The organism is Lyticum sinuosum, from assembly GCF_034471385.1.
Lineage (GTDB): Bacteria > Pseudomonadota > Alphaproteobacteria > Rickettsiales > Midichloriaceae > Lyticum > Lyticum sinuosum.
In genome coordinates this window covers 20,450-45,726 of the sequence record NZ_JARGYU010000002.1, presented here as the reverse complement: position 1 = coordinate 45,726, position 25,277 = coordinate 20,450, and the positions used below count along the sequence as shown (strand labels likewise).

Sequence of the window (25,277 nt, the reverse complement as noted above, 5' to 3'; positions counted from 1 at the left end):
AATTTTTTATTTGATTTATTTTGTTTCTATCGAATGATTATTTTATATAAATGATTTAATAGTATTAAAATAATTAAATATAATAATTATTCTAAAATATATAAAAACTTAATAATTTAATATAATAATTTAATATATTTAAAAAGATAATATATTTAATCTAAGACATATAATCCTGGAGCTGGTTCACCATATTTATCATCAACTGTGAAAATAGGTCTAGATTTACGCATACAAGATTCACATTCTTCATCTACCATTTTCTCATCATACATAATTTCACCTTTATCTTTATGTTTATGAGTTTGATGATTTATCAGCCATCTATGCATATCATCCCACCAAGAACCATCAATTTTCTTTGCACACTGAATCCATTCATCTGATGTTAAAATATTTTCTAATATAATATTATTTTCTACTTCAGAAGGATCAGAACGATTATCAACAACATAATATCCATATTTTCTTTTAGCTGTTGGTGGATTAACTATTCCCATAACATGACCAGATTCTCCAAGAACAAATCTTTTTTCTTTACTGCTTTTATATGCCATTTGAAGCCCCTTATATGTTGATTTCCACGGTGCTATATGATCATCTTTAGTTGCTACCATATATATAGGGAGATCTATGTTTTGAAGATTTATTTTCGTACCTTCTATTGATAAATTCCCTTTTATTAAATCATTTTTTAAATATAAATTCCTTAAATAATATTTATGACACTCTCCAGCCATGTTGGTAGAATCAGCATTCCAATGTAAAATAGATAATGGTTTTGGATCTTTTCCAAGCATATAGTTATTAATAACATAATACCATAACATATCTTTTGGACGAACCATTGAAAATGTTGAGAACATTGAATTTCCACTTAAATATCCTACATTATCTACATGCTCATCTATAGCATCTATAATATTTTCATGAATAAAAGCTCCAATTATTCCACAATCAGAAAAATCAACTAAAGAAGCAAGAAATGTTAAACTAGAAATATAGTTTACACCAGCACTTTTTAAATATGCAGCAGTAATAGCCATTACAGTGCCACCTAAGCAATATCCTATACAATTGACTTTAGAGTTATTACCACAAATCATTAATGCCATTTCTATGGCAACTATGGTACCTTTTATAATATAATCTGAGAATTTTTGTTTACAATTATCTGATGAAGGATTTACCCATGAAATCATAAATACTGTATGTCCTTTTTCCACTAGCCATTTTACTAATGAATTCTCAGATTCAAGATCTAGTACATAATATTTATTTATCCAAGCTGGACAAATAAGCACAGGGTTTTGGTAAACGTTTTCAGTTGTAGCATTATATTGTATAAGCTCAAATATCTCATTACGATAGACGATTTTTCCAGGTGTAGTAGCAATATTTTTTCCAATTACAAAAGTATTCTCAGGAGTTGTAACCATTTTAAACTCTCCAGATTTTTGATAATTTTCTATATCTTTCATATAATTATCAAAACCATTTTCCATACTTTTACCATTAGTTTTAATCATTTCTACCCAGAAATCATCATTAAATAATGGATAATTATTTGGTGTTTTCGCAGAATATATATTATCATAAAAGAATCTAAGAAGAGATAAATCTTTTAATGATAAATCACCATTATTTTTTAAATATTGATTAAATGGAAATGATGGATAATGATTACATAATGTATTAATGTTATTAAATGCATTTAATGAAGCATTTAAGCTGTGGAATGGATTGAAAGTATGAAAATTATTAAAAGGATTCATATTTCCACTAAAAATATACCCTGGTAAAAAATTTTGAGCTGGATTTTGTGGAAAATGCATCATTTCTGGAAATTGTAATAAATTTTGTGGAAAAGATTTAAAACAAGTATCTAAAAAATCATTTTGTATCTGTTTATATAAGTTATCATATGAATTTTCATCATATGAGCTATTATTATTCTGATTTTGATTATTTGTATTCTGAGATTTTGCAGATGTATCTGAATCATTCTTCTTAGAATTTTTTTCAGAAGAATTTTGATCTGAATTATTGTGAGAATTTCTATAAATTCTTTCATTTAAATGACGAGTTTTGATAATATTCTCACATCTATCTATTGTATCATTCAAGGTAGAATACACAATATCATTATGTATTTGCCAATTTTGCGTTATATTTTTAAAAAAAGATGAAGATTGTTGATTATTATTCTGATTATTTTGATTATTCTGATTTTGATCAAAAAAATTATAATACGGAATATAATTGTAATAAGGAGTTAATTTGTAAAAATTTTCATTTATTTTATATAAAAAATCCATAAAAGAATAATTTTGAGAATTATTCTGAATAATTTCTTTATATTTTTCAGTAAATTTTTTATTTAAGGTTTCAATAAAGAAATGTAAATTACCATATGAAGCCCAAAATAAATTGTTCTTTTCAGAAAAATTACTCAACATTATTTTGATAATTTTTGCAGAAAAATATAAATTATTTTTAATGTTATCTTGTTTATTATATATAAGTGAGTTCATACTATTGAAATAATGCTTATAATTATCGAAATATTTCAAGAAATAATTGTTTGATGTCATATTATATGTTAAAATGGCCTTATATTATTTTATTTACGATAATTTTAATTAATAATTAATTTTATTTATATATTTTTTCTGATAAATCATTCATAAATTATTATTTATAGTCCAAGTTATTAATTATATACTATATACTGATTTTCAATAAATTTATATCATATAAAATGACTTACTAATTAATATACTAAATATAAAATACTAAATATAAAAAAATAGTTTATAAATAATATAGTCATGTTTGAATTAATGATAATTTAAATTATGCAATTTATTTTAGATAAAAACAACTACAAATATATTAATAACATATTTGTAATATTAATCATATTATTTTATTAGTTGTTAATATCTAACTTATTACATGTAAAATAAATTAACTAATACAAACTCATACACAAATATATAATATAAAATTTTAATATATAATTAATATTATATTCTCGAAAACAAATTATATTGATTTATAACTTATGTCCATAAAGCTTTTAATTTAATTATATATCCTAAATTAGATGTTTTCATGATATCATTCTTAGCAAGTTCAAAAGCATCAGCAGCAATTTCCGCAATATAAAATCTTTTTTCTCCACTAGAAAAATAAATTTCATATTGATTTGGGATAACATTAATTTTTTTATCTTTTTTATTTTCTAAAAAGACATAAAAATTTTTATCAACTACAGATGTAAAATAAGGCTTGAATAATTTTTTGCGTTGCTCATCTGATATCATAGCAACAAATTCTTCAGAGGATAAATTATTAGATTTCATTATTCATTATTTAATATTAGATTTCATTATTAACTGTATATTAATCAACAATTAGTGATCACTTATATATAAGTAATTATACTTTATTCAAATAAAAAATTTAGTATTTTTTATAAAATTAAAACTTCAAAAATAATTAATATATTTATTTATATGGCTAAATTACTAAAAAAATTATAAATAATATTATATAATTAATGATTATATGTAATAATTACTCATCATAAATTCTATTATCTAGAGGAAATTTTTTACATAAATCAATAACTTTGCTACGAATAGGAATAAATTTTTCTTCCCAAAGAGAATGATTTTTTATTATTTCTAATTGAATTTCAATTTCTGATTTAGTTAATCTCTCTGAAGAAGAAAATATATTATTTGATTTAGATATAACTACTTTTATTATATTTTGACATAAATCTAACACATCACATATCATGTGTGAAACTATTTCTATACTTTGTAAATCAAATTTTCTACTTATCATTGTTGGACTTCCTATTCTTAATCCTGATGTTATTGTTGGTCCAGCTCTATCATGTGGAACAGAATTTTTATTACATGTTATTCCAAAAATATCCAAAACTTTTTCGGCTAATAATCCTGTAATTTCTGTATTTTGTAAATTTACAATCATAAGATGTGAATCCGTCCCATGACTTACTATTTTATAACCTCTTTTTTGGATAATTTCTGACATTTTTTTAGCTGCTTGAACAACGTTATCTATATATTTCTTAAAATTTGGTTGCATTGCTTCATAAAAAGCAACAGCTTTAGCTGCAATAATATGCATGAGTGGTCCACCTTGAATGCCTGGAAATAATGCTGTATCAATCTTTTTAGCTAAGTCCTGATCATTGGTTAAAATAATACCACCACGTGGTCCGCGTAATGTTTTATGTGTAGTTGATGTAACAAAATGAGCATGTGGCATTGGATTTGGATAATTTTCTGTCACTATGAGTCCAGCATAATGCGCAATATCGGCTAATAAATATGCATTAACACTATTAGCTATTTCTCTAAAATGTACAAAATCTATTTTTCTACTATATGCTGAAGCTCCTGCTATGATCATTTTAGGCTTAAATTCCAATGCTAATTTTTGAACTTCATCAAAATTTATCAAGCCATTATCGTCAACACCATAATGTTTAACTTTAAACCATTTCCCAGATTGATTTGCTATATGACCATGGGTTAAATGACCTCCACAGTTTAATGACATACTTAGTATTTTATCACCTGGTTGCAAAGTAGCCATAAATACAGTTTGATTGGCTTGTGATCCTGAATGAGGCTGAACATTAGCATACTTAGCTCCAAATAATTTTTTGACACGCTCTATCGCTAAATCTTCAATTTTATCAATAAATTCACAACCACCATAATACCTTTTTCCTGAATATCCTTCTGCATACTTATTTGTTAATATAGAGCCTGCAGCTTCCATAACAGCAGCACTTGCAACATTCTCAGAAGCTATTAGTTCAATAGAATATTCTTGGCGGTTTCTTTCTTGAAATATAATACTTGAGATTTCTGGATCTTTTTTCTCCAAAAAATTATTTAAGTAACAAGATGAATGAGATTTTATATTATTTTTTTCCATAAATTTAGAATTAAAATTTATTAATATTATATATTAATATAATAATTTTACACAATAAAAATTAAATATATTACATAAATCAGAAAAAATATTAAAAATATTAAAAAATAATTTTTATAAAAATTTTAAAATTTAGACTTCCATACAATAAAAATAGTTGAGAAAAGTATAACAATTGTAATTTTATGTTTATGTTAAATATTTTATGTATTGTTTATTTGAACTTACTAAACTTTCTATAAGTTATAAGATAATTTTACTATTTCATTTTATAATAAATTTTTATAAAAAAATCATTAAAAATATATGGATATACATAAAAATACAAGAAAATTTTTAATTATAAGATTTTTATACAAAAATTTAATAATAAATTTATTAATAGTATAATTAATTAATATTTATATAAAAAATTTATATGTCATTGAGAATCAAAAATAAAGTTCTAAAACATAGAAAAATACAAAGAGTTTTTCATAATACAAGAAAAAATAGATTTATTTATAATAGAGAACATAATAAATTATATAATAATTCTGATAAAATTTCTGATAAAATTAATAATATAATTCGTATTAGTATTGCACAAGAGATAAAAAAAATTGGACTTGATTATATGTATACACATAGCAGTAACGTTATGAACAGTGGCAGAATTGATAGTAATGTATTTAATCAATATCAAGAATATAATATTAGTAAATATAGTAAAAAAAGATTTATGAGTAATATTTTTCATAAATTAATATCAGAACCAGATATAAAATATCAAAATATTAAAAATAATAAAAATATTTCAGATTATTTCGGTATGTCTGTAAGACAAGTAGGTATGAGTATTTTACAGAAAATAATATCATTAGAGTAATTATTTAGAATAAAATATATATTCTATTAAAATTAATATTTGTATTTTTTATAGTATTAAATATCAACATTAATATAGTATTGATAAAAAAAATAGATAAAATAATTTTATGGGATGAAAATTAAATATCTCAGATAAATCATATAAAATATAAAGAAATAATTTAATCATAACAAAATTTTTTATAAAATATATATTGACTATAATATAAAATTATGATATCAATCAACATTGCGGAGTTGTTCAAATAGATATTATAAATAATATAATATCTAAATAAGATAACCAAGACGGTTATCTTATTGTGGAGAAGTTGCTGAGTGGCCAAAAGCAGCGGACTGTAAATCCGCCCGTGTAATGCGTTCGTAGGTTCGAATCCTACCTTCTCCACCATATACTCACTTCATTCTATTCTTATATAATATATATTTATCTACTTATATCTACTTATATATATATTCTATAAATTATAAACAATATAAAAAACAATAGAAAACTATAAAACTATAAAAATAATATAAATTTAATATATTATTTCATTATTTCGTATAAATTTATATAGATTCATTCTATTCTTATATAATATATATTTATCTACTTTTATCTACTTATATATATATTCTATCAAATTCTCTTTATTAAAAGGGCTCTTTCTCTTTGTTCTATATCTGATTTAATTTCTAAAGAAAAATTATTATACATATAGATTTTCTTTTCTTCTCTTAGCAATTTAATCAATTTATCACTATTATTAGTAAATAACTTTATAAATATTTCTGCAATATCATATATTTGATTAATTCCACATTCTATAATAGCCCCACTATGCTTATTTTTTTTCAAACGATTTGGAATTTCCTTGATTATATTATAATAGTGACTTAAACCGTCAAATTCATCAGTCAATGCATTTCTAGGCTCATATTCTTTAATACTAGAATGTAGATTTGTAAATTCATTTAAACTTATATATGGTGGATTTGCAATAATATAATCAAACTTGATATCTTGATCAATATTGTTCCACCAAGAGCTTTGAATAAAGGTTATAATATTTTCTAAATCATGATATTTTGCATTCAAATTAGCGATTCTTAGCGCTTTTATATTATTATCTATTGCATATCCATTTACCAAAAATCCCAATTTCATAGCTTCTTTTATAACTGATATAATTAGAGCACCACTGCCTGTACCAAGATCTATAACAGATAATTGAGGTTTTTGATGAAATTCTGAATAATCTTCATCTTTATCTTTATTTTCTTTATTTATTTCCTTATTTATAACAGATAATTGAGGTTTTTGATGAAATTCTGAGTAATCTTCATCTTTATCTTTATTTTCCTTATCTATTTCTTTATTTATTTCCTTATTTATAACAGATAATTGAGGTTTTTGATGAAATTCTGAGTAATCTTCATCTTTATCTTTATTTTCTTTATCTATTTCCTTATTTATTTTATCTATAACAGATAATTGAGGTTTTTGATGAAATTCTGAATAATCTTCATCTTTATCTTTATTTTCTTTATCTATTTCCTTATTTATTTTATCTATTTCCTTATCATATATATTAATATTTTCATAATTTTTTCTTTCATTACATATTTTTGCAATTGACTCAACTAAAATTTCAGAATCTGATCTTGGAATAAGAACATTATCATTAACTATAAAATCTAAACTCCAAAATTCTTTATATCCAATGATATAAGCTAATGGCTCATTTTTTAACCTTCTATCGACCATTCTCTCGAGTTCACTTAAAATAAATGGTGGTATTTTCATATCTAAATTTAAAAATACATGAGCTGGACTTTCTAATCTTAATACATGAGCAATTAATATAATAATATCTTTATGAATTGATTCAATAATATCATTATTGGATATAATATTTGTATTTATGTTTCTACATATATTTTCATTATAATATATATTATTAGTAGTATTATTAGATATTGTATCTACATTTATATCTACATTTTTATAAAATAATGAGTTATATGTTTTATCACCAGATAATAATAATCTGATATACATTATCCATTCTTTAATAGACATACTATTTGATATATTATTTAAATTATCGTTTGAATTCATTGTAAAATGTATTTTATTATATAGTTTTTATTAAAATTATTTGACGTGTTATTTTATATTTTATTTTATATTTTTATACAACTTTTAAGAATTTATTAATGATATATTAGTATTATTATATAATTTTATAATAATATGAAAAATTTAGATTAAAAATTTTATATATAAGATGAATTATAAATTCATTGTAAATCATAAATAATTATAAATTATTACTAATATTTTTGATTAATTTATTTATTTTTAACAAATTTATTAATGTTTGAAAAATACCAATTTCTTTGATACAATTAGTCCATCTCAAAGATATTAAACTGAAATATAGCTTCAAATCTATTTTTAATTAAACTTTATTATTTTTATTCTAATAACTATCATTTAATTAATATCCTATACTTATTATTCATGCCTACCTCAAAAACTGTGTATCCATTACTTCCAAAAGCAATAGCTATGTGGCTAATTCAAAATACAACTTTGACATTTAATCAAATTGCTGATTTTTGTGGTATTCATACTCTAGAAATCAAAGTCATAGCTGATGGAGAAGGATCTCGATCTGTAGTAAGTTATAGCCCTGTATCAAGTAAACAGCTTACTTGGGAAGAAATTAAAAGAGGAGAAAATGATCCTACATATAAAATTAAAGTATCAGATTCATTAAAAAATATTATAATAGAAGAAAACAAAAGATTAAAAAAGAAATATACCCCTCTTAAACAACGTAAATGTCGGAGAAATGGAATAATGTGGCTTATAAATAGATATCCAGAAATACCAGATAAAGAAATAGCAAAATTACTTTCTAGTACTAAAACAACTGTTTCATCTATTAGAGATAGAACATATTGGGATATGAGTAATATAACTCCTAGAGATCCAGTTCTTTTAGGTTTATGTCATCAAAAAGATGTAAATGCTCTAAAAGAGAAGTATGTTACCAATAATAGATCGAAATAATCATATGGAAGGTGCATGCGGAGGTACTTTAGTATACTCAACTTATCATGTTATAGTAGATGAAAAATTTTATAACAAACAAGATCATTATAACATAAAGAAATATAAAATAAACTAATTATACAATTAATGACTAAGAATTTTATTATTATAAATTTTATTGATAAAAATGGAATAGCAAAATCTGTTGAAGCAACAATAGGTTTATCAGTATTGGAAATTGCACGTAAAAATAATATAAACATAGAAGGCGCATGCGGAGGTGCTTTAGCATGCTCAACTTGTCATGTTATAGTAGATGAAAAATTTTATAACAAACTTCCTAAAGCAACAGAAGATGAAGAAGATATGTTAGATTTAGCTTTTGACTTAAAACCTACCTCAAGACTGGGATGTCAAGTAATTATTACATCAGAAATGGATGGTATCACTTTACAAATACCTTCAGCATCTAGGAATATAATGCTAGATTAAAAATAAATTTAAGATTTCTCTTTATATTTCTTTATTTTAATTTTTATATTTCTATATTTTTGTATTTTTGTATTTTTATAATATAAATTCAGCATCTAGGAATATAATGCTAGATTAAAAACAAATTTAAGATTTCTCTTTATATTTCTTTATTTTAATTTCTGTATTTCTATATTTTTTTATTTTTATAATATAAATTGAGCATCTAGGAATATAATACTAGATTAAAAATAAATTTAAGATTTCTATATTTCTGTATTTTAATTTCTGTATTTCTATATTTTTATAATATAAATTCAGCATCTAGGAATATAATGCTAGATTAGAAATAAATTTAAGATTTCTCTTTATATTTCTATATTTTTGTATTTTTATAATATAAATTGAGCATCTAGGAATATAATGCTAGATTAAAAACAAATTTAAGATTTCTCTTTATATTTCTTTATTTTAATTTCTGTATTTCTATATTTTTCTATTTTTATAATATAAATTGGGGATTTTCATATATTTTTATTTATCTATTCAATCTCAAAAAGTAATATTCCAGGCATTACTACATCACCCTTAGAAATATGAATAGCCTGTATAATACCAGAAGAAGGACTAATTACTGCATTTTCCATCTTCATAGCTTCTAAGAATGCTAAAATTTGACCTTTAAAAACACTATCACCAACTTTTACTTTAATATCAGTTATTGATCCAGCCATTATAGAAACAACATTAGAAATTTTACTTTTATCTTCATCAGGTCTAATCACATATTTGCTTAGTTCTGCAGCTCTTGGAGTAATCATTTGAGCCATAACTGTTTTATCCATAAAAGTTATTTGATAATAACCTTTAAATGTACGTTGAACTTGTAGACTATAATTTAATCCATTAATTGTACATTGAAATAAACTATTACCAGCTCTCCAACGACTTATAATATATAATCTACGATGTTCAAAACTAACCTTAAAACCTTCATCAATTGGTCTAATAGTAACAGGATATTTTATTCTATCCATCACAATTACCCATTTTGTATTAATATCTGAATACTTAATATTTGGTTCCAGAAAAGAATTTCTTTTTTGCTCACTAAAAAATATATAACAAGCTACACTCAAAATTACAGCACTCGCTTCATTATCTAAAATTGCAGATTCTTTAGAAGAAAAAACCTTATCAACAAATGATGTTGATATATTTCCCTCAACATATTCTGGATGGTTTAATATTTTTTGTAAAAAACCACTTATATTATGAGATATACCCTCTATGATATATTCACTAAGTACTTTCTTCATAGTTTCTATAGATTCATTTCTAGTTGGAGCATGCACTATTACTTTACTGATCATAGCATCGTAAAAAGCACTCACTTCACCACCTTCATAGATTCCACTATCTATACGAACACCTGGAGCTCTATTTGGCTCAATATAAGTTGATACTTGCCCTGTAGAAGGAATAAAACCATATACTGGATCTTCAGCATAAACTCTACATTCTGTAGCATGTCCTTTTATCTCAATATCTTTTTGTTTTAGAGTTAGTTCCTCACCACGTGCGATCCTTATCATTTGTTCTACAATATCAACTCCTGTAATCATTTCAGTTACAGGATGTTCTACTTGTATTCTAGAATTCATTTCCATAAAATAAAATAAACCACTAGTATCAACAATAAATTCAACTGTTCCAGCAGAATAATATTTCGTAGCCTTAGCAAGAGCTATAGATTGCTTATACATCTTTTTTCTTATTTTTTCATTTATAAAAATACTAGGAGCTTCTTCAATGACTTTTTGATGATGACGTTGTATAGAACACTCTCTTTCTCCAAGACATACATAATTCTCATACATATCTCCCAAAATCTGTATTTCTATATGACGAGGATTCTCTATATATTTTTCAATAAATACTCTACTATCTGCAAAATTGTTTTTTGCTTCTCTTTGTGCAGATATAAGCATTTGTTCCATCTCATCATCGCAATTTATAATCCTCATACCTTTACCACCACCACCAGCAGCAGCTTTAATAATAACAGGATAACCAATTTTACGTGCAGCTTTTATAGCTTTTTGTACTTTATCAATACTACGATAATAACCAGGAACAGTATTTACACCAGATTCAGTAGCTATTTTTTTGGCACGAATCTTATCACCTGTTTCCCTAATTGAATGAGCCGATGGACCTATAAATATTATACCATTTTTTGTAATTTGTTCAGCAAAAGATGCTTTTTCTGATAAAAATCCATAACCAGGATGAACTGCATCAGCTCCAGATTCCTTTGCAGCTTGTGCAAGATTTTTGATGTTTGTATAACTGGATGGTGATGGAGATGAACCAATAAAAAAAGCTTCATCAGCTTGATAAACATGACGAGCATTATAATCTGCTTCGGAATAAACAGCAACTGTAGATATGCCCATTTTTCTGGCTGTTTTTATAATCCTACAGGCAATTTCTCCACGATTTGCTATAAGTATTTTTTTTATTATTTTTTTCATCAATACTAGATATTTAAAAAAATCCTTTTATAAATTAAATAATTTAAATTAGTAATTTATTACTTTTTTATAGAAAATATAATATATCTATATATATGCAAAATAATTATAGAAAATATATAAATTTATATTATAATACGATTATATTACATATATTATTTCAATATTTAAATATTTAATTATTACAAATAATATTTGTTAATTAAACAATTAATAAATTATAATGAATATTATTCTATAATAATATACAAAAAATTAACAACTAATAATTATAAAATTTTCATGCAACAAGAAGAAAAGAATTTAAATGATTCTGGATATAAATTTATTATGTCTAAAAATACAGAAGATGAATTAAAATCATATTTTGATAAAATTAAACAAGAAGGAACTGAAATTTGCGGTATTGAGCTTAGAAATGCACTTCCCAAAAAAAATCTTAATAATCTAGATTTTGATACATTTAAAGGAATTTTTATCAATATAAAAAAACCAAAAATTTTTGCTGAAAGTTTAAACGCATTTGGACAAAATTCATCATACAATAATACAGAATTCAATATTCTTGGTAAAATTAGCTGCGTATTTAATAATGTATCTGTATATGATACTGGAGAATGGGATGAAAATCAAGTAAAGAGGACTTATGATGATAATAATCCACCAAAAGTTCATCTTTCTTTTACACCTGGTTTTCTAAACACAAATACATCACCACAATTGATAAAAATTTGTGATGAGAATAATATAACGGATGTGAATCAAATTTCACTACAACGAAATTTTCCTCTCTATAGTCATGAATATGAAAAACATATAGAAGAATCTATTCTTCCAGTTTTGTTGAATTTTAATGAAGAAGGAGAAAAACTAGGAAAAAAAGTATACGTTACACTTCCTGGAATGGGATTAGGTTGTTTTAATAAGGTTTTTAGTAATAAAAAAACTCTTGGAGAATTATATTATCGATCTATACAGAATGTTATATCCAAACATCAAGATAAATTAAATAATATAGAAGGAGTAGGGATATTTGTATTTGGTGATGAAATTGAAAATAAAGAAGATCAAACAATTGGAAATACTAAATTTATTTTAAGAAATCATTTTCATCATGGATTATTTACATTTTCAAAAATATATAACGAATTTGGTGTTAATAATAATAGTAATGATGTTCTTTTTACAAGAATAGTAGCTGCAGATCATATATCATGGCCAGGTAATGATTATAATGCTCCATCTGTTAGCGAAAATATTAAAGACATTGTAATACAAAATAGACGTACAGATGAGGGTTCAGTAGGCGCATGTACTAATATTCAAGGAATTATGGCTTCAAATATTCCAAACATATCTTTTAAATATTATGGAAATGATCATAATTTTCAATTTGCTAAAGGATATTTTAATATTTTGAAAACAACTTTCTCTGAGACTGTTAAAAATAAAGGATTAAAATTACAGAATAAATGGGAGATTTATAATTTAAATACTAGAGAACGCGAAAATTCTAATCAGATTGAACTTCCATCTGCAATTCAAAATGATAATCAATCCCAGGGTAATAGTATTATTCAACCTGGAAATCGCTCCGAATCATTATTTAAAATAGTGGGTACTATAGCAGCTGTATTAACAGCAATTGGAATATATGCAATAAGAAATGTTATTAAATCGTTGATTTTAAAAATGATATCATCAAAAAGTCAAAATATGCAAATATTAAGTTAAATATAATAAATTAAGTGTAAATATATTTATTATCAGTAAATATTATATAAAATTGAATATAATTAAAATTGTAATATAAATATTGTTATTAAATCGTTGATTTTAAAAATGATATCATCAAAAAGTCAAAATATACAAATATTAAGTTAAATATAATAAATTAAGTGTAAATATATTTATTATCAGTAAATATTATATAAAATTGAATATAATTAAAATTGTAATATAAATATTGTTATTAAATCATTGATTTTAAAAATGATATCATCAAAAAGTCAAAATACACAAACATTAAGTTAAATATAATAAATATATTTAATTTATTGCAAAGAGCTAATAATCCAACCTCCACCTAAAAGACGATCATTGTTATAAAATACACATGCTTGACCAGGTGTTATACCAAAATAGTCTTCAAATAATTCAATTACAATATTATATTCATTATTATCATTATTTTGAATATAATTCATTTTAGATGATATTTTTGGATTTATTTCATAATCTGAATTTAAATTAATATTCTTATTTGAAATAATTTCTGAATAAAATTGACTATTTTTATAATCTTTATAGAGATCTTGAATGTTATTTTCATTTAATAGTTTATTAAATTGTACTAATGATAGTATTCTTGCTTTAGTTGTTTTTTGTGTATAGCGTAGTTTTACATCGCATTCATATTCATTCCAATCATCATTATCAAGCCAATTAATTATTTGAACTAATATAAATCGCTTCTTTAAAAATTCTCTTGGACCAACAGTTATTGTATTACTTACTTTATCTATTTCTAAAACATATAAAGGTTCTTTATATGATATATTTAATCCTTTTCTTTGACCTACTGTGTAATTTATAATCCCTTCATGAGTTCCAATGATATTTCCATCAATAAATTTAATTTCTCCTATTTTTTTAGATTCTGGGTATACATCTAATACAATTTTTCTATAATCACCATTAGGAACAAAACAAATATCTTGGCTATCTGATTTATCAGCCACAACTAAACCATATTCTTTTGCAAGATCTCTAGTTTGATTTTTATGAATACTACCTAATGGAAAAATAGATTTATTTATTTGATCTTGTGTAGTAGAAAATAGAAAATAACTTTGATCTTTATGATCATCTATCCCTTTGTAAAGACAATATCTATTGTCAAAAAATTTACGACTTATGTAATGTCCTGTTGCCATGTAATCAGCATTTAAATCAACAGAAGCTTTTAAAAGATCTCTAAATTTAATTTTTTGGTTACAAAGAATACATGGAATAGGTGTTTTTCCGCTGATATAACTATCAGCAAATGGAATTATTACATCTTCTCTAAATGTACTCTCATAATTAAATACATAATGAGGAATTCCTATATGTTGAGCAGCCATTTGAGCATCATATATATCAATTCCAGCACAACATGCTCCTTTTTTATTAATAGCAATTCCATGGTCATATAATTGTAATGTTATACCTATGACTTTATGACCAATATCATTCAAAAGTGCAGCAACTGTAGAACTATCAACTCCACCAGACATTGCAACAACTATTGTTTTTTTTTCTTTTCCGATTGATTGAGATATTTCATTAAATAAATAGTTTTTTACATCAAAAAGCATATAATTTATGTAATATATAAAAATACAAATTATTAATTATAATAAATAATAATTATATAATATTATTATTAGATTCTAATATTATTTTAATTAATTTATTAATATCATTAATATTTATTATATTTTTTATTAAAAGAGTTATTAAATAGTGACAAATTGGCAATGTTATATTGTTTATATATTTTGAATGTTTTAGCTGATGAGCTGTATGATAACCTTCAATAGTTATTTTATTTGGATTTATAGATAAACCATTGATAATATCAACATCAATTTTTTTAGAATTTAGAATTTGTCCTATTTCAAATCCATAAGTATAATTTCTTGATTTTTTATTAGTTGAAGTGAGTATTATATCACCAATTCCACCAGTTGTCATAATACTCTTTTTATTCCCACCAATTTCAACTATTAAATTTTCTATTTCTCTTATTGTTTTTGCTATATAAGAACATGTTATATTATATCCAGATCCAAATCCATAAATTATTCCAGAACCAATTGCAATTAGATTTTTTATAGCAGAACACATTTGTATTCCAAACAAATCGTTACTAACTTCCACACCAAAATTATCATATGATAATACAGATGCAACAATATGAGCAGTAGATATATCTGACGATGCTATTGTTGTTGTAGCTGGTAATCCAGATATTATTTCATAAGCAAAATTCGGACCAGCCATAACAGCTATTTTATTATCGGGGAAGTATTTTTGTGTAATTTCATATGGTAAGCAATCATCTTTATCTATTCCTTTTGTGCATAAAACAATAATTGAATTTCTAAATTTTTTTTCAAAGATATTATTATATTTTAATATAATATCTTTTATATTATCAAATAAATCTCTAAGATTCTTTTGTGGTACAGAAACAAATATTATATCACTTAGCATTGCATCAAATAATGATGTTGTTGCTATTATTGATTTAGGTATAGGATCTTTATGATCAACTAATGGGTTAATTTTATTAGTATTTATAGAATTAGCTATTATAAAATCACGTGTGTATAATAATATTTTGTGTTTTTTATATTGAGTATTTTTATTATATAATTGTTGTTTATATCCCATAATAAATGACAAAGCTGTACCCCAAGCTCCAGCTCCAAGTATTGATACTATTTGATCTGATTGCATATAAAAAAATAATAATAAAAATATATTTTATATCAAACTTATTATAAACTAATATTTGAAAAAATATTATAATATTTTTTACTAATATTTAGCGATTGCATTTTAATATATCATATTTTTTATGAATAGCATTGGAATTTATATTCATTGGCCATTTTGTGAAAAAAAATGTCCTTATTGTGATTTTAATAGTTATGTAAAACAAAATATTAATCCTGATGAATGGGTAAATTCTTATTGCAAAGCTATAGATTATTATAAAAATTATATAATAAAACGCCCTATTGAGACTATATTTTTTGGTGGTGGAACACCATCTCTTGCTCCTGTTTATGTAATCGAAAAAATTATTAATAAATTATATAAAGAATATGTAATACATCCAAATATTGAAATAACTTTAGAAGCTAATCCTAGCTCAACTGAATCTGCAAAAATGAAAGATCTAAAGAGAGCAGGTATAAATCGCATATCTTTAGGAATTCAAAGTATTAGAAATAATAATTTAATCTTTTTAGGTCGTAAACATAACGTAAATGATGCATATCATGCTTTAGATATTATTGCTAATAATTATGATAATTATTCATTTGATTTAATATATGGATTACCAGAACAAAGTCTTGATGATTGGAAACTTGATCTTGAAACTATGTTACCATTAGCTAAATATCATATTTCTCTTTATCAATTAGTTATTGAGCCTGGTACACAATTTCATAAAATGTGGCTGAATAATATAATAAAAATGCCTGATGAAAATCAATTGGCGGATTTTTATAATTTGACAAATGAAATTACTATTAAAAATGAATTTAGACATTATGAAATATCTAATTATTGCAAAATAGATAAAGAATCAAAACATAATCTGCGTTATTGGAGATATCAAGATTATTTAGGTATTGGGCCAGGAGCACATAGTCGTTTTTATAATTACACAAAAATATCTGATTGTATAAATATAAATGATATAAATAATAATATTATAAGTAAAAATGATATAAATAATAATATTATAAGTAAAAATGATATAAATAATAAAAATACTGATTTTTCAACTAGAATTGCAACTATTGATCATAAAAATCCTGAAAAATGGCTTCAATCAGTAAAAAAATATGATCATGGAATTAATGATATTGAATATATAGATTGCGATATTGCAAAAAAAGAAGAAATTATAATGAAAATGAGATTATTAAATGAAGGTATAGAAATAAATAAATGCTCAATATCAGATTCCGTACTAAAAGAATTAAAAGATTTAGACCTTATAAAAATTCAAAAAAAATATAATATTTATGATAAAAATTATGGTAAAAAGGATAAAAAAAATAATTTATGTACAAAATTAAATTTTAATAAAAAAGAAAATAAAAATGTAATAAATGTTAATAATAAAATAAGTAATAAAATTATTGCATCTAATTCTATAAAAGGTAATATAAATAATAAAATATTAAAGATTGATTCTATGCATGACAATGAAATCAATGATGATATATTTTATATTATGGTCACAGATAGAGGTTCTGCAGTATTAGATTTTGTTATAGAAAAATTAATAAAATAATAAATTAATAAAAATAATATTTTTTAATGAAAATTGACAATATTAAATTAATATATAGAAAAATAATTATATAAAATATAAAAAGTATTAAAAAATAAATATATAAATAAAAAAGTAACAATACATGAAAAACATAATAAATGACACCAAGAGTTAATATAAGTATCAAACAAATTTTTTCAGTCATAATGATTTTAACAATAACAATTTATTTATTGTTACCAATATTATTTCCAAATTTAAGAGATAATAAAATATTTGTTCATAATAAAATATCACTTGGTTTAGACTTAAAAGGTGGTGTATCTATTTTACTTAAGGTTGATATTAATCAATATTATAAAGATTGTATTGGTAATACAGCCGATTTAATATCAAATTACTTAAAAAATGAAAATATTAATTTTTTTAGTAATTATTCTGATAATACTAAAGTTATAGTAAACAATGAAGATAAAAATAATATAGAAAATAATAATCATGAAAAAATTTATGATATATTAAAAAGAAAATTAAATCATGATGAATACGAAGTATCGTTAAGTAATAACCAAGTTATTGTTGAATTTACTAATAAATTTAAAGAAAATACCATAAAACATCTTGTTAATCAGAGTATTGAAATTATTCGACATCGTATTGATGATAGTGGAACACGTGAGATAGATATTCAAAGACAAGGTGATGATATGATTCTTATTCAAATCCCAGGAGTATACAGCACTGATGAAATAAAAAATCTTATTGGTAAAACAGCTAAAATGACATTCCATTTAATTAGTAATGATATAACATTAAAGAATTATGATAAATTACCATTTGGTATTAGAATGTTACCAGTAATTGACTTACTATCAGAAGATGATGAATCTTCTGAAGAAGATATAGATTCTGAAAATAATAAGAATAATAAAACTCATAATAAAAGAAATGATATAAGATTAGCTCAACGTCTTCCGGTGATTATTCACCCACTAATGCATGGAGAAAATTTAATAGATGCACAATCAATAGTCGGACATATGGGAGAATATAATGTTAAATTTAGACTTAATGAAGAAGGAACAAAAACATTTGCAAATATAACTAATATTTATAAAAACAGAAATTTAGCTATAGTTCTTGATGGTATCATAATAAGTGCTCCTAGAATCACTGATACAATTATTACAGGAGTTGGTGTAATTTCTGGAAATCTTACAGCAGAAATGGCTAAAGAATTAGCATTACTATTAAGATCAGGAGCTTTACCTACTGAACTAAAAATTATTGAAGAAAGAAATATTGGTCCAACATTAGGACAAGAATCAATAGATGCTGGGTGTAAAGCTGTTATTATTGGATTAATAGCTGTAGCTATTATTATGACATTGCGATACAAATATTTTGGACTTCTAGCAAATATTGCTTTGATTATAAACTTAGGTATGATTATAGCAATTATGAGTCTTTTTGAAGCAACATTAACACTTCCAGGAATATCAGGAATAGCACTTACACTTGGAATGGCAGTCGATGCTAATGTGTTGATATTTGAAAGAATTAGAGAAAAAAGTAAATTTAGTCAGAGTATAGAAGAAGGATATAAAGACTCATTTGCAACAATAGTCGATTCTAATATTACTACAATAGGAGCTGCAATAGTTTTATATGCATTTGGAACAGCTTCTATCAGAGGTTTTGCAGTAACATTAATAATTGGAATAATTAGTTCAATGTTCACTGCGGTAACATTAACTAAAGTAATATTAGCATTGTTTTTTAGATTTTATGATAAATTTTACTATAAATTACATAAAAATGTAAAAAATATAAAGTATAAAAAATATAAAGCATAAAATATAAATAATTTCTTTGAATATTATCTACTATTAACTAATAATACTAACTGATTTTATTAATAAAAACATTAACTAAAGTAATATTAGCATTGTTTTTTAGATTTTATGATAAATTTTACTATAAATTACATAAAAATGTAAAAAATATAAAGTATAAAAAATATAAAGCATAAAATATAAATAATTTCTTTGAATATTATCTACTATTAACTAATAATACTAACTGATTTATAATCTAAAAAGTACTTTTTATATTTTTTTAAAAATTATACTTGCATCTCCATAAGAAAAAAATCTATATTTATTTTTTATTGCAAATTGATAAGCTTCCATCATTTTTTTATATCCTCCAAATGCACATACTAAAATAAATAAACTACTACATGGCATATGAAAATTTGTTACTAATACATCACAAATAAGAAACTTATATCCTGGACGTATAAATATAGAAGTTTTAGATGTATTTATTGGAAACATATTACTTAAATTTAATTGTTCCAATTTCCAATGATTTGTTGCAGCACTTTCTAATGCTCTCATTGAAGTAGTTCCAACTGCAATGATTCTTTGTTTATTTTTTTTAGCTTTTTTAATTGCATTTACTGTTTCTTGATCAATTGAGTATACTTCTTCATGCATTTTATGATCAGAAATATTATCGGTTTTTATAGGTAAAAATGTTCCAGCACCAATATGTAAAGTTATTTTATGTATTTCAACACCCATTCTTTTTATATCATCTAATAATTCATTAGTAAAATGTAATCCAGCAGTATGTCCTGCAACAGAACCCTCTTTTTCTGCATATACTGTTTGATATGAAAATTTATCATTATATTCTCCACTACGACGCATATATGGTGGTAGTGGCATTTCTCCAAAAAATGGTAGTATTTTATTTAACATATTTATTTTACTATGTTCAAATTTCACTATCCATATAAAATCATCTTCTTTATTTACTAATCTTAAAATAGTATAAATAAATTTATAATCTGGTTGAAATTCTATGTATTCTACTTTTTCATTAGTAGAATTTATTTTTTTATGTAATATATCTTCTATATCTTCTATATTTTTTATATCTTCTATATTATATTTTAAGTTTGATAAAAAATTATTTTTATTAGATATATTACATTCTTTATTAATTTTATCACGATGAATTTTTTTCAAAATTAATATTTTATCTCCTGGAATCAGTTTTTTTCCTTTAATTAAGCATTTCCAATATGAAAAATTATTCTCTGAATTTAGATATTCTATAATATTGATGTCTACATTTTTTTTGAAGTGTTTTGATACTTTTATACCAAATAATGCTGCAGGTATTACTTTAGTATCATTAAATATCATAATATCTCCAGGATAGAGGAATTTAGTGATATCTTTAAATTTACTATCTTGATAATGATCAGCATTATCATCAATCACTAAAAGACGTGATGCATCTCTAGGTAATATTGGAGAAGATGCAATTAATTCTTTAGGAATATCAAACTTAAAATTTTCAAGTTTTGATAAATTTATTGTATCTGTCATAATATAATTAACAATAAAAAATTATAAAATAATTTATTTTACTAAAAAGTAAAATTATTATTAATTATTAATTAAGTAACATATTATTATGGAATCATATTCCATTTATTATACAGATAAAATACAGATAAAAAGATATGTAAAAAGATAGCAAAATCTTCTTTTTATGTATTAGTTGTTATTAGTGATCGCAGTAGATTTTGTGATTTTAATTCTGCAAAATTCTTAGAAATAGCAAGAGCAAAATAGAAAGCGCCACATAAAATTAAACAATTTTCTTATAGAATTATTATATTTTCTTAAGAAATTTATCTTATAATTATAAAAAATAATATATATAAAAAATTTTTATTATTTTTTTAGATAAAATAAATTAAATTATATATTTCAGTCTTTTAAGAATTATATACTAAGATAATTTAGTATCTTTCCGGAAATTATTTTTAATTTTATAAAAATCTTATAGAATTATTTATTTTTTATATATTAATATGATTTTAGTATTTTATAATTAGTTATTATATTATTGTTATTATTACTTAGCCTTTCCAAAAATAGTATTTTGTTTAATATCGAGATTTATAGGTGTTGTTGGAGGTTTTATTTGCTCAGATATTCCAATGCTTTCTAGTTTAGGCAAACCAAATGCATTTCCAGCTTGTTGAGCACTATCAAAAATCTTATCTATATTAAAAGGCGCAGTAAGATCCTGAGATTTTTTTCCCGATTGACCTAATGTTTCAGTACCACAAAAATTACCTCCTATACCAGAAAGAATATTTGATCCAGGTGTACCATTCATAAAAAAATATAAAAAAATAAATATTAATTATTTTATTAACAAATTATTAACATTATTAATAATGATAAAAATACAAGATTGTATTTTAATTATCTCATATTTTTAGTAAAAGTACAAATACATTCTTTAATTTTTAAAATACATTATTTAATTTTTAAAATAGATTCTTTGCTTTTTGCAAATTATCTTATTATATAAATAAGTGATAATAATAATCATAAAAATTTTATGAAAAAGTTTTTATAAAAATAATTATATAATTGCATTTTATATGTTTTTTTCCTTTTTAAAAAAGATATTTCCTGATCAAAATACTAAAATATTGCGAAATATTCTTTCTATTGTTACTGAAATCAATAAGATTGAACATAGAATGAAAAATATGAGTAATAAAGAACTATCTAATCAAACAGTCTTATTCAAAGATAGAATAAGTGAAGGTGAATCATTAGATTCATTATTACCTGAGGCTTTTGCTACAGTTCGAGAAGTAAGCTTGAGAATTTTAAATAAAAGACATTTTGATGTCCAATTAATAGGAGGAATTGCACTACATAGAGGTATGATTGCTCAGATGAAAACAGGAGAGGGTAAAACTCTTGTAGCACCATTAAGTATATATTTAAATGCTTTAGTTGGAAAGGGTGTACATCTTATTACAGTAAATGATTATTTAGCAAGAAGAGATGCTCAAAATATAGAAAAGATTTTAGGATTCCTTGGGTTAAAAGTTGGATGTATTACAGGAAATATGAATGATGAAAAAAGATATAATGCTTACTCTGCTGATGTAACATATGGAACTAATAATGAATTTGGATTTGATTATTTGAGAGATAACTTAAAATATCTTCGTAGAAATGATGATTATTTTATTCCAGGTAGTATGATACAAAGATCATTACATTATGCAATTATAGATGAAATAGATAGTATTTTAATAGATGAGGCTAGAACTCCATTAATTATATCAGGTCAATCTGATAATGATTTTAGAATGTATAAAGTTGTTAATGACATAATAAAAACATTAAAAGAAAGTGATTATGAAATAGATTTAAAAAATCGATCTGTAATTTTAAGCGAAGATGGAAATGAAAATTTAGAAAATATATTAAAACAAAAAGGTGTTATATCTAATATTGGTTCAATGTATGATTTAGATCATATGTCAATAGTTCATTATGTAGATCAAGCATTGAAAGCCCATCATTTATTTGTAAGAGATAAAGATTATGTAGTTGTAAACGGAAAAGTATTAATTATTGATGAGTTTACTGGGCGTATAATGGATGGTAGACGTTACTCTGATGGATTACATCAAGCTATAGAAGCAAAGGAAAAAGTTAGAGTACAAAGTGATAACCAAACAATAGCATCTACAACATTTCAGAATTATTTTAGATTATATCATAAATTATCTGGAATGACAGGAACTGCAATTAGTGAGGCAGAGGAATTTAAGGAAATTTATGGTCTTAATGTTTTAGATGTCCCAACTAATTTACCGATAAAAAGAGAAGATTGTGACGATATTGTATATTCTACAGAATCAGGTAAATACAATGGTATTGTTAGTTTTATAGAGGAAAATCATAAAACAGGACGTCCAATTTTAGTTGGCACAACAAGTATCGAAAGTTCCGAAAAATTATCATATTTATTGAATGAAAAGAAAATTCCACACAATATTTTAAATGCTAAGTATCATGAAAAAGAAGCTAAGATTATAGCTCAAGCTGGAAGTTTAAATGCTGTTACTGTTGCAACAAATATGGCAGGAAGAGGAACTGACATTATGCTTGGTGGTAATCCAGATATCATCAAAGAAGAAGGTCAAGATTTTTCTGAAATAATAAGTAAAGTAGAAGAAGAAAAACGTAAAATTTTAGAACTTGGTGGACTAGTTGTAATAGGGACAGAGAGACATGATGCAAGACGTATAGATGAACAACTTAGAGGTCGTTCTGGAAGACAAGGTGATCCAGGTAAAACAGTTTTTTACTTATCTTTAGAAGATAAATTAATGAAGATGTTTGGATCTGAAAAACTCAAAAATATCTTAAGTAAATTAGGACTTAAAGAAGATGAAGCAATAATACATCCAATGGTAACTAAAGCTATTATAAGAGCTCAACAAAAAATAGAGTCTATGAATTATGAATCTCGTAAAAATATCTTGCGATATGATGATGTTATAAATGTTCAAAGACAAGCTATATTTAAAAGAAGATTCGATATTATTGATTCAAATGAAGAATTAATAAATCATTTAAAGGAAATACATAAGAATACTTTGGATCAAATATTAATAGAATATGAAGAATATCAAAAGATACAATTAAAAAATGATTTTAATGATAAAAATGATGGTTTTTTATTAAAAATTCGTCAGATATATGGATTAAAATTTGATTCTATTGATGACAATGAAATTTCTTTAGAAAAAATTAAATTTGATGTTAATACATGTTTTTATAAAAAAATAGATCAAATCAATGATAAAAATATATTAATTCACATATTAAAAAGAATTATGCTAGAAATAATTGATAAATTATGGAGATTTCATATTAACGATTTAGATCAAATACGTCGTGGAATACATCTTAGATCTTATGGCCAACAAAATCCTCTTAATGAATACAAAATAGAATCTTTTAATGCATTTAAACAAATGATATCTGATTTTGAAGTTGAAACATTATCTTCATTTATGCACATGCATTATTCTATTTCTGATAATTCAAATGATGATATGATAAACAGCGATAATATATTGAATGATAATGAAAAATCATATCAAAATAATAAAACAAAGAAAAATACAGAAAAAAAGACTAAAAAAAGTAAATTATTAAAAAATGATAGTAATAATAATGATAATAATATACCTATAGATAATACTATTAATAATAATTCTGATCAGGACATAGTCAAAAATCATGATATTAGTAGAAATGATCCATGTTATTGTGAATCTGGTTTAAAATATAAATATTGTCATGGAAAAATAGCTGATTATTCAGATTAAAAATAAATTTTTGATTTTTTATTATCTTTGTCTAATTAAATTTTTTATTATTATTTTTATTAA

The 25,277-nt window shown here is 23.3% G+C and carries 17 protein-coding genes and 1 tRNA gene; 9 read left to right on the top strand and 9 right to left on the bottom strand.

Features of this window, described 5'->3' with window-relative positions:
• Positions 1 to 155 precede the first annotated feature (155 nt).
• The 3 genes from Lyticum_RS02090 to glyA form a co-directional block, all read right to left on the bottom strand.
• Complete coding sequence (locus tag Lyticum_RS02090) at positions 156 to 2,534, bottom strand: PHA/PHB synthase family protein (protein WP_322498683.1); 2,379 nt, start codon at positions 2,532 to 2,534, stop codon at positions 156 to 158.
• 531 nt (positions 2,535 to 3,065) lie between these two features.
• The gene (locus Lyticum_RS02085; RefSeq protein WP_322498682.1) at positions 3,066 to 3,368 is read right to left on the bottom strand and encodes a hypothetical protein; all 303 of its coding nucleotides are present in this window, start codon (positions 3,366 to 3,368) and stop codon (positions 3,066 to 3,068) included.
• 214 nt (positions 3,369 to 3,582) lie between these two features.
• Positions 3,583 to 4,986: a serine hydroxymethyltransferase gene (gene glyA / locus Lyticum_RS02080; RefSeq protein ID WP_322498681.1), complete on the bottom strand. Its 1,404-nt coding sequence runs from the start codon at positions 4,984 to 4,986 to the stop codon at positions 3,583 to 3,585.
• 418 nt (positions 4,987 to 5,404) lie between these two features.
• On the opposite strand from glyA, the gene Lyticum_RS02075 reads away from it, so the two are divergent.
• Positions 5,405 to 5,854, top strand: a complete 450-nt coding sequence (locus Lyticum_RS02075; protein ID WP_322498680.1) for a hypothetical protein — start codon at positions 5,405 to 5,407, stop codon at positions 5,852 to 5,854.
• Positions 5,855 to 6,160: 306 nt separating this feature from the next.
• Positions 6,161 to 6,247 (top strand) — tRNA-Tyr (locus tag Lyticum_RS02070).
• Positions 6,248 to 6,478: 231 nt separating this feature from the next.
• Here the strand turns inward: Lyticum_RS02070 and Lyticum_RS02065 are convergent.
• Entirely contained in the window at positions 6,479 to 7,960 is a 1,482-nt protein-coding gene (locus Lyticum_RS02065) for a N5-glutamine methyltransferase family protein (protein ID WP_322498679.1), read from the bottom strand.
• A 405-nt stretch (positions 7,961 to 8,365) separates the two neighbouring features.
• On the opposite strand from Lyticum_RS02065, the gene Lyticum_RS02060 reads away from it, so the two are divergent.
• Genes Lyticum_RS02060 through Lyticum_RS02050 form a run of 3 tightly spaced genes read left to right on the top strand, consistent with a single transcriptional unit; the run spans position 8,366 to position 9,394 of the window.
• Positions 8,366 to 8,920: a cell cycle transcriptional regulator TrcR gene (locus tag Lyticum_RS02060; protein WP_322498678.1), complete on the top strand. Its 555-nt coding sequence runs from the start codon at positions 8,366 to 8,368 to the stop codon at positions 8,918 to 8,920.
• Positions 8,895 to 9,038 carry a 2Fe-2S iron-sulfur cluster-binding family protein gene (locus Lyticum_RS02055; RefSeq protein WP_322498677.1) on the top strand — a complete coding sequence of 48 codons (144 nt, stop codon included), beginning with the start codon at positions 8,895 to 8,897 and terminating at the stop codon, positions 9,036 to 9,038. Before Lyticum_RS02060 ends, Lyticum_RS02055 begins: the two co-directional genes overlap by 26 nt.
• Before the next feature lie 11 nt (positions 9,039 to 9,049).
• Complete coding sequence (locus Lyticum_RS02050) at positions 9,050 to 9,394, top strand: ferredoxin family 2Fe-2S iron-sulfur cluster binding protein (protein ID WP_322498676.1); 345 nt, start codon at positions 9,050 to 9,052, stop codon at positions 9,392 to 9,394.
• A gap of 521 nt (positions 9,395 to 9,915) precedes the next feature.
• Here Lyticum_RS02050 and Lyticum_RS02045 read toward each other — a convergent pair.
• The gene (locus Lyticum_RS02045; RefSeq protein ID WP_407659027.1) at positions 9,916 to 11,913 is read right to left on the bottom strand and encodes an acetyl-CoA carboxylase biotin carboxylase subunit; all 1,998 of its coding nucleotides are present in this window, start codon (positions 11,911 to 11,913) and stop codon (positions 9,916 to 9,918) included.
• Between the two features lie 279 nt (positions 11,914 to 12,192).
• Here Lyticum_RS02045 and Lyticum_RS02040 point away from each other — a divergent pair, with 279 nt between their 5' ends.
• The gene (locus Lyticum_RS02040) at positions 12,193 to 13,644 is read left to right on the top strand and encodes a hypothetical protein (RefSeq protein WP_322498674.1); all 1,452 of its coding nucleotides are present in this window, start codon (positions 12,193 to 12,195) and stop codon (positions 13,642 to 13,644) included.
• Positions 13,645 to 13,964: 320 nt separating this feature from the next.
• On the opposite strand, the gene mnmA is transcribed toward Lyticum_RS02040, so the two are convergent.
• On the bottom strand, positions 13,965 to 15,269 hold the full coding sequence (gene mnmA, locus Lyticum_RS02035; RefSeq protein WP_322498673.1) for a tRNA 2-thiouridine(34) synthase MnmA: 1,305 nt from the start codon (positions 15,267 to 15,269) through the stop codon (positions 13,965 to 13,967).
• 52 nt (positions 15,270 to 15,321) lie between these two features.
• Positions 15,322 to 16,416 carry an NAD(P)H-dependent glycerol-3-phosphate dehydrogenase gene (locus Lyticum_RS02030; protein ID WP_322498672.1) on the bottom strand — a complete coding sequence of 365 codons (1,095 nt, stop codon included), beginning with the start codon at positions 16,414 to 16,416 and terminating at the stop codon, positions 15,322 to 15,324.
• A 121-nt stretch (positions 16,417 to 16,537) separates the two neighbouring features.
• Here Lyticum_RS02030 and hemW point away from each other — a divergent pair, with 121 nt between their 5' ends.
• Together hemW and secD are read left to right on the top strand one after the other, a co-directional pair.
• Positions 16,538 to 17,992 carry a radical SAM family heme chaperone HemW gene (gene hemW, locus Lyticum_RS02025; RefSeq protein ID WP_322498671.1) on the top strand — a complete coding sequence of 485 codons (1,455 nt, stop codon included), beginning with the start codon at positions 16,538 to 16,540 and terminating at the stop codon, positions 17,990 to 17,992.
• 140 nt (positions 17,993 to 18,132) lie between these two features.
• Positions 18,133 to 19,830 (top strand): protein translocase subunit SecD, encoded by a 1,698-nt coding sequence (gene secD / locus Lyticum_RS02020; RefSeq protein WP_322498670.1) that lies wholly within the window; start codon positions 18,133 to 18,135, stop codon positions 19,828 to 19,830.
• Positions 19,831 to 20,082: 252 nt separating this feature from the next.
• On the opposite strand, the gene queA is transcribed toward secD, so the two are convergent.
• A complete protein-coding gene (gene queA, locus Lyticum_RS02015) occupies positions 20,083 to 21,378 on the bottom strand; it encodes a tRNA preQ1(34) S-adenosylmethionine ribosyltransferase-isomerase QueA (protein WP_322498669.1) in 1,296 nt (431 codons plus the stop codon).
• A 535-nt stretch (positions 21,379 to 21,913) separates the two neighbouring features.
• Complete coding sequence (locus Lyticum_RS02010) at positions 21,914 to 22,180, bottom strand: hypothetical protein (protein WP_322498668.1); 267 nt, start codon at positions 22,178 to 22,180, stop codon at positions 21,914 to 21,916.
• A gap of 271 nt (positions 22,181 to 22,451) precedes the next feature.
• Here Lyticum_RS02010 and secA point away from each other — a divergent pair, with 271 nt between their 5' ends.
• Positions 22,452 to 25,214 (top strand): preprotein translocase subunit SecA, encoded by a 2,763-nt coding sequence (gene secA / locus Lyticum_RS02005; RefSeq protein ID WP_322498667.1) that lies wholly within the window; start codon positions 22,452 to 22,454, stop codon positions 25,212 to 25,214.
• Positions 25,215 to 25,277 lie beyond the last annotated feature (63 nt).

Excerpts from the sequence above, each read along its gene's own strand:
- Lyticum_RS02040 (WP_322498674.1), top strand. The coding sequence starts at position 12,193 with ATGCAACAAGAAGAAAAGAATTTAAATGATTCTGGATATAAATTTATT.
- Lyticum_RS02060 (WP_322498678.1), top strand. The coding sequence starts at position 8,366 with ATGCCTACCTCAAAAACTGTGTATCCATTACTTCCAAAAGCAATAGCT.
- secD (WP_322498670.1), top strand. The coding sequence starts at position 18,133 with ATGACACCAAGAGTTAATATAAGTATCAAACAAATTTTTTCAGTCATA.
- Lyticum_RS02055 (WP_322498677.1), top strand. The coding sequence starts at position 8,895 with ATGTTACCAATAATAGATCGAAATAATCATATGGAAGGTGCATGCGGA.
- hemW (WP_322498671.1), top strand. The coding sequence starts at position 16,538 with ATGAATAGCATTGGAATTTATATTCATTGGCCATTTTGTGAAAAAAAA.
- mnmA (WP_322498673.1), bottom strand. The coding sequence starts at position 15,269 with ATGCTTTTTGATGTAAAAAACTATTTATTTAATGAAATATCTCAATCA.
- secA (WP_322498667.1), top strand. The coding sequence starts at position 22,452 with ATGTTTTTTTCCTTTTTAAAAAAGATATTTCCTGATCAAAATACTAAA.
- Lyticum_RS02090 (WP_322498683.1), bottom strand. The coding sequence starts at position 2,534 with ATGAACTCACTTATATATAATAAACAAGATAACATTAAAAATAATTTA.
- Lyticum_RS02085 (WP_322498682.1), bottom strand. The coding sequence starts at position 3,368 with ATGAAATCTAATAATTTATCCTCTGAAGAATTTGTTGCTATGATATCA.
- Lyticum_RS02050 (WP_322498676.1), top strand. The coding sequence starts at position 9,050 with ATGACTAAGAATTTTATTATTATAAATTTTATTGATAAAAATGGAATA.
- glyA (WP_322498681.1), bottom strand. The coding sequence starts at position 4,986 with ATGGAAAAAAATAATATAAAATCTCATTCATCTTGTTACTTAAATAAT.
- Lyticum_RS02010 (WP_322498668.1), bottom strand. The coding sequence starts at position 22,180 with ATGAATGGTACACCTGGATCAAATATTCTTTCTGGTATAGGAGGTAAT.
- Lyticum_RS02030 (WP_322498672.1), bottom strand. The coding sequence starts at position 16,416 with ATGCAATCAGATCAAATAGTATCAATACTTGGAGCTGGAGCTTGGGGT.
- Lyticum_RS02065 (WP_322498679.1), bottom strand. The coding sequence starts at position 7,960 with ATGAATTCAAACGATAATTTAAATAATATATCAAATAGTATGTCTATT.
- Lyticum_RS02075 (WP_322498680.1), top strand. The coding sequence starts at position 5,405 with ATGTCATTGAGAATCAAAAATAAAGTTCTAAAACATAGAAAAATACAA.
- queA (WP_322498669.1), bottom strand. The coding sequence starts at position 21,378 with ATGACAGATACAATAAATTTATCAAAACTTGAAAATTTTAAGTTTGAT.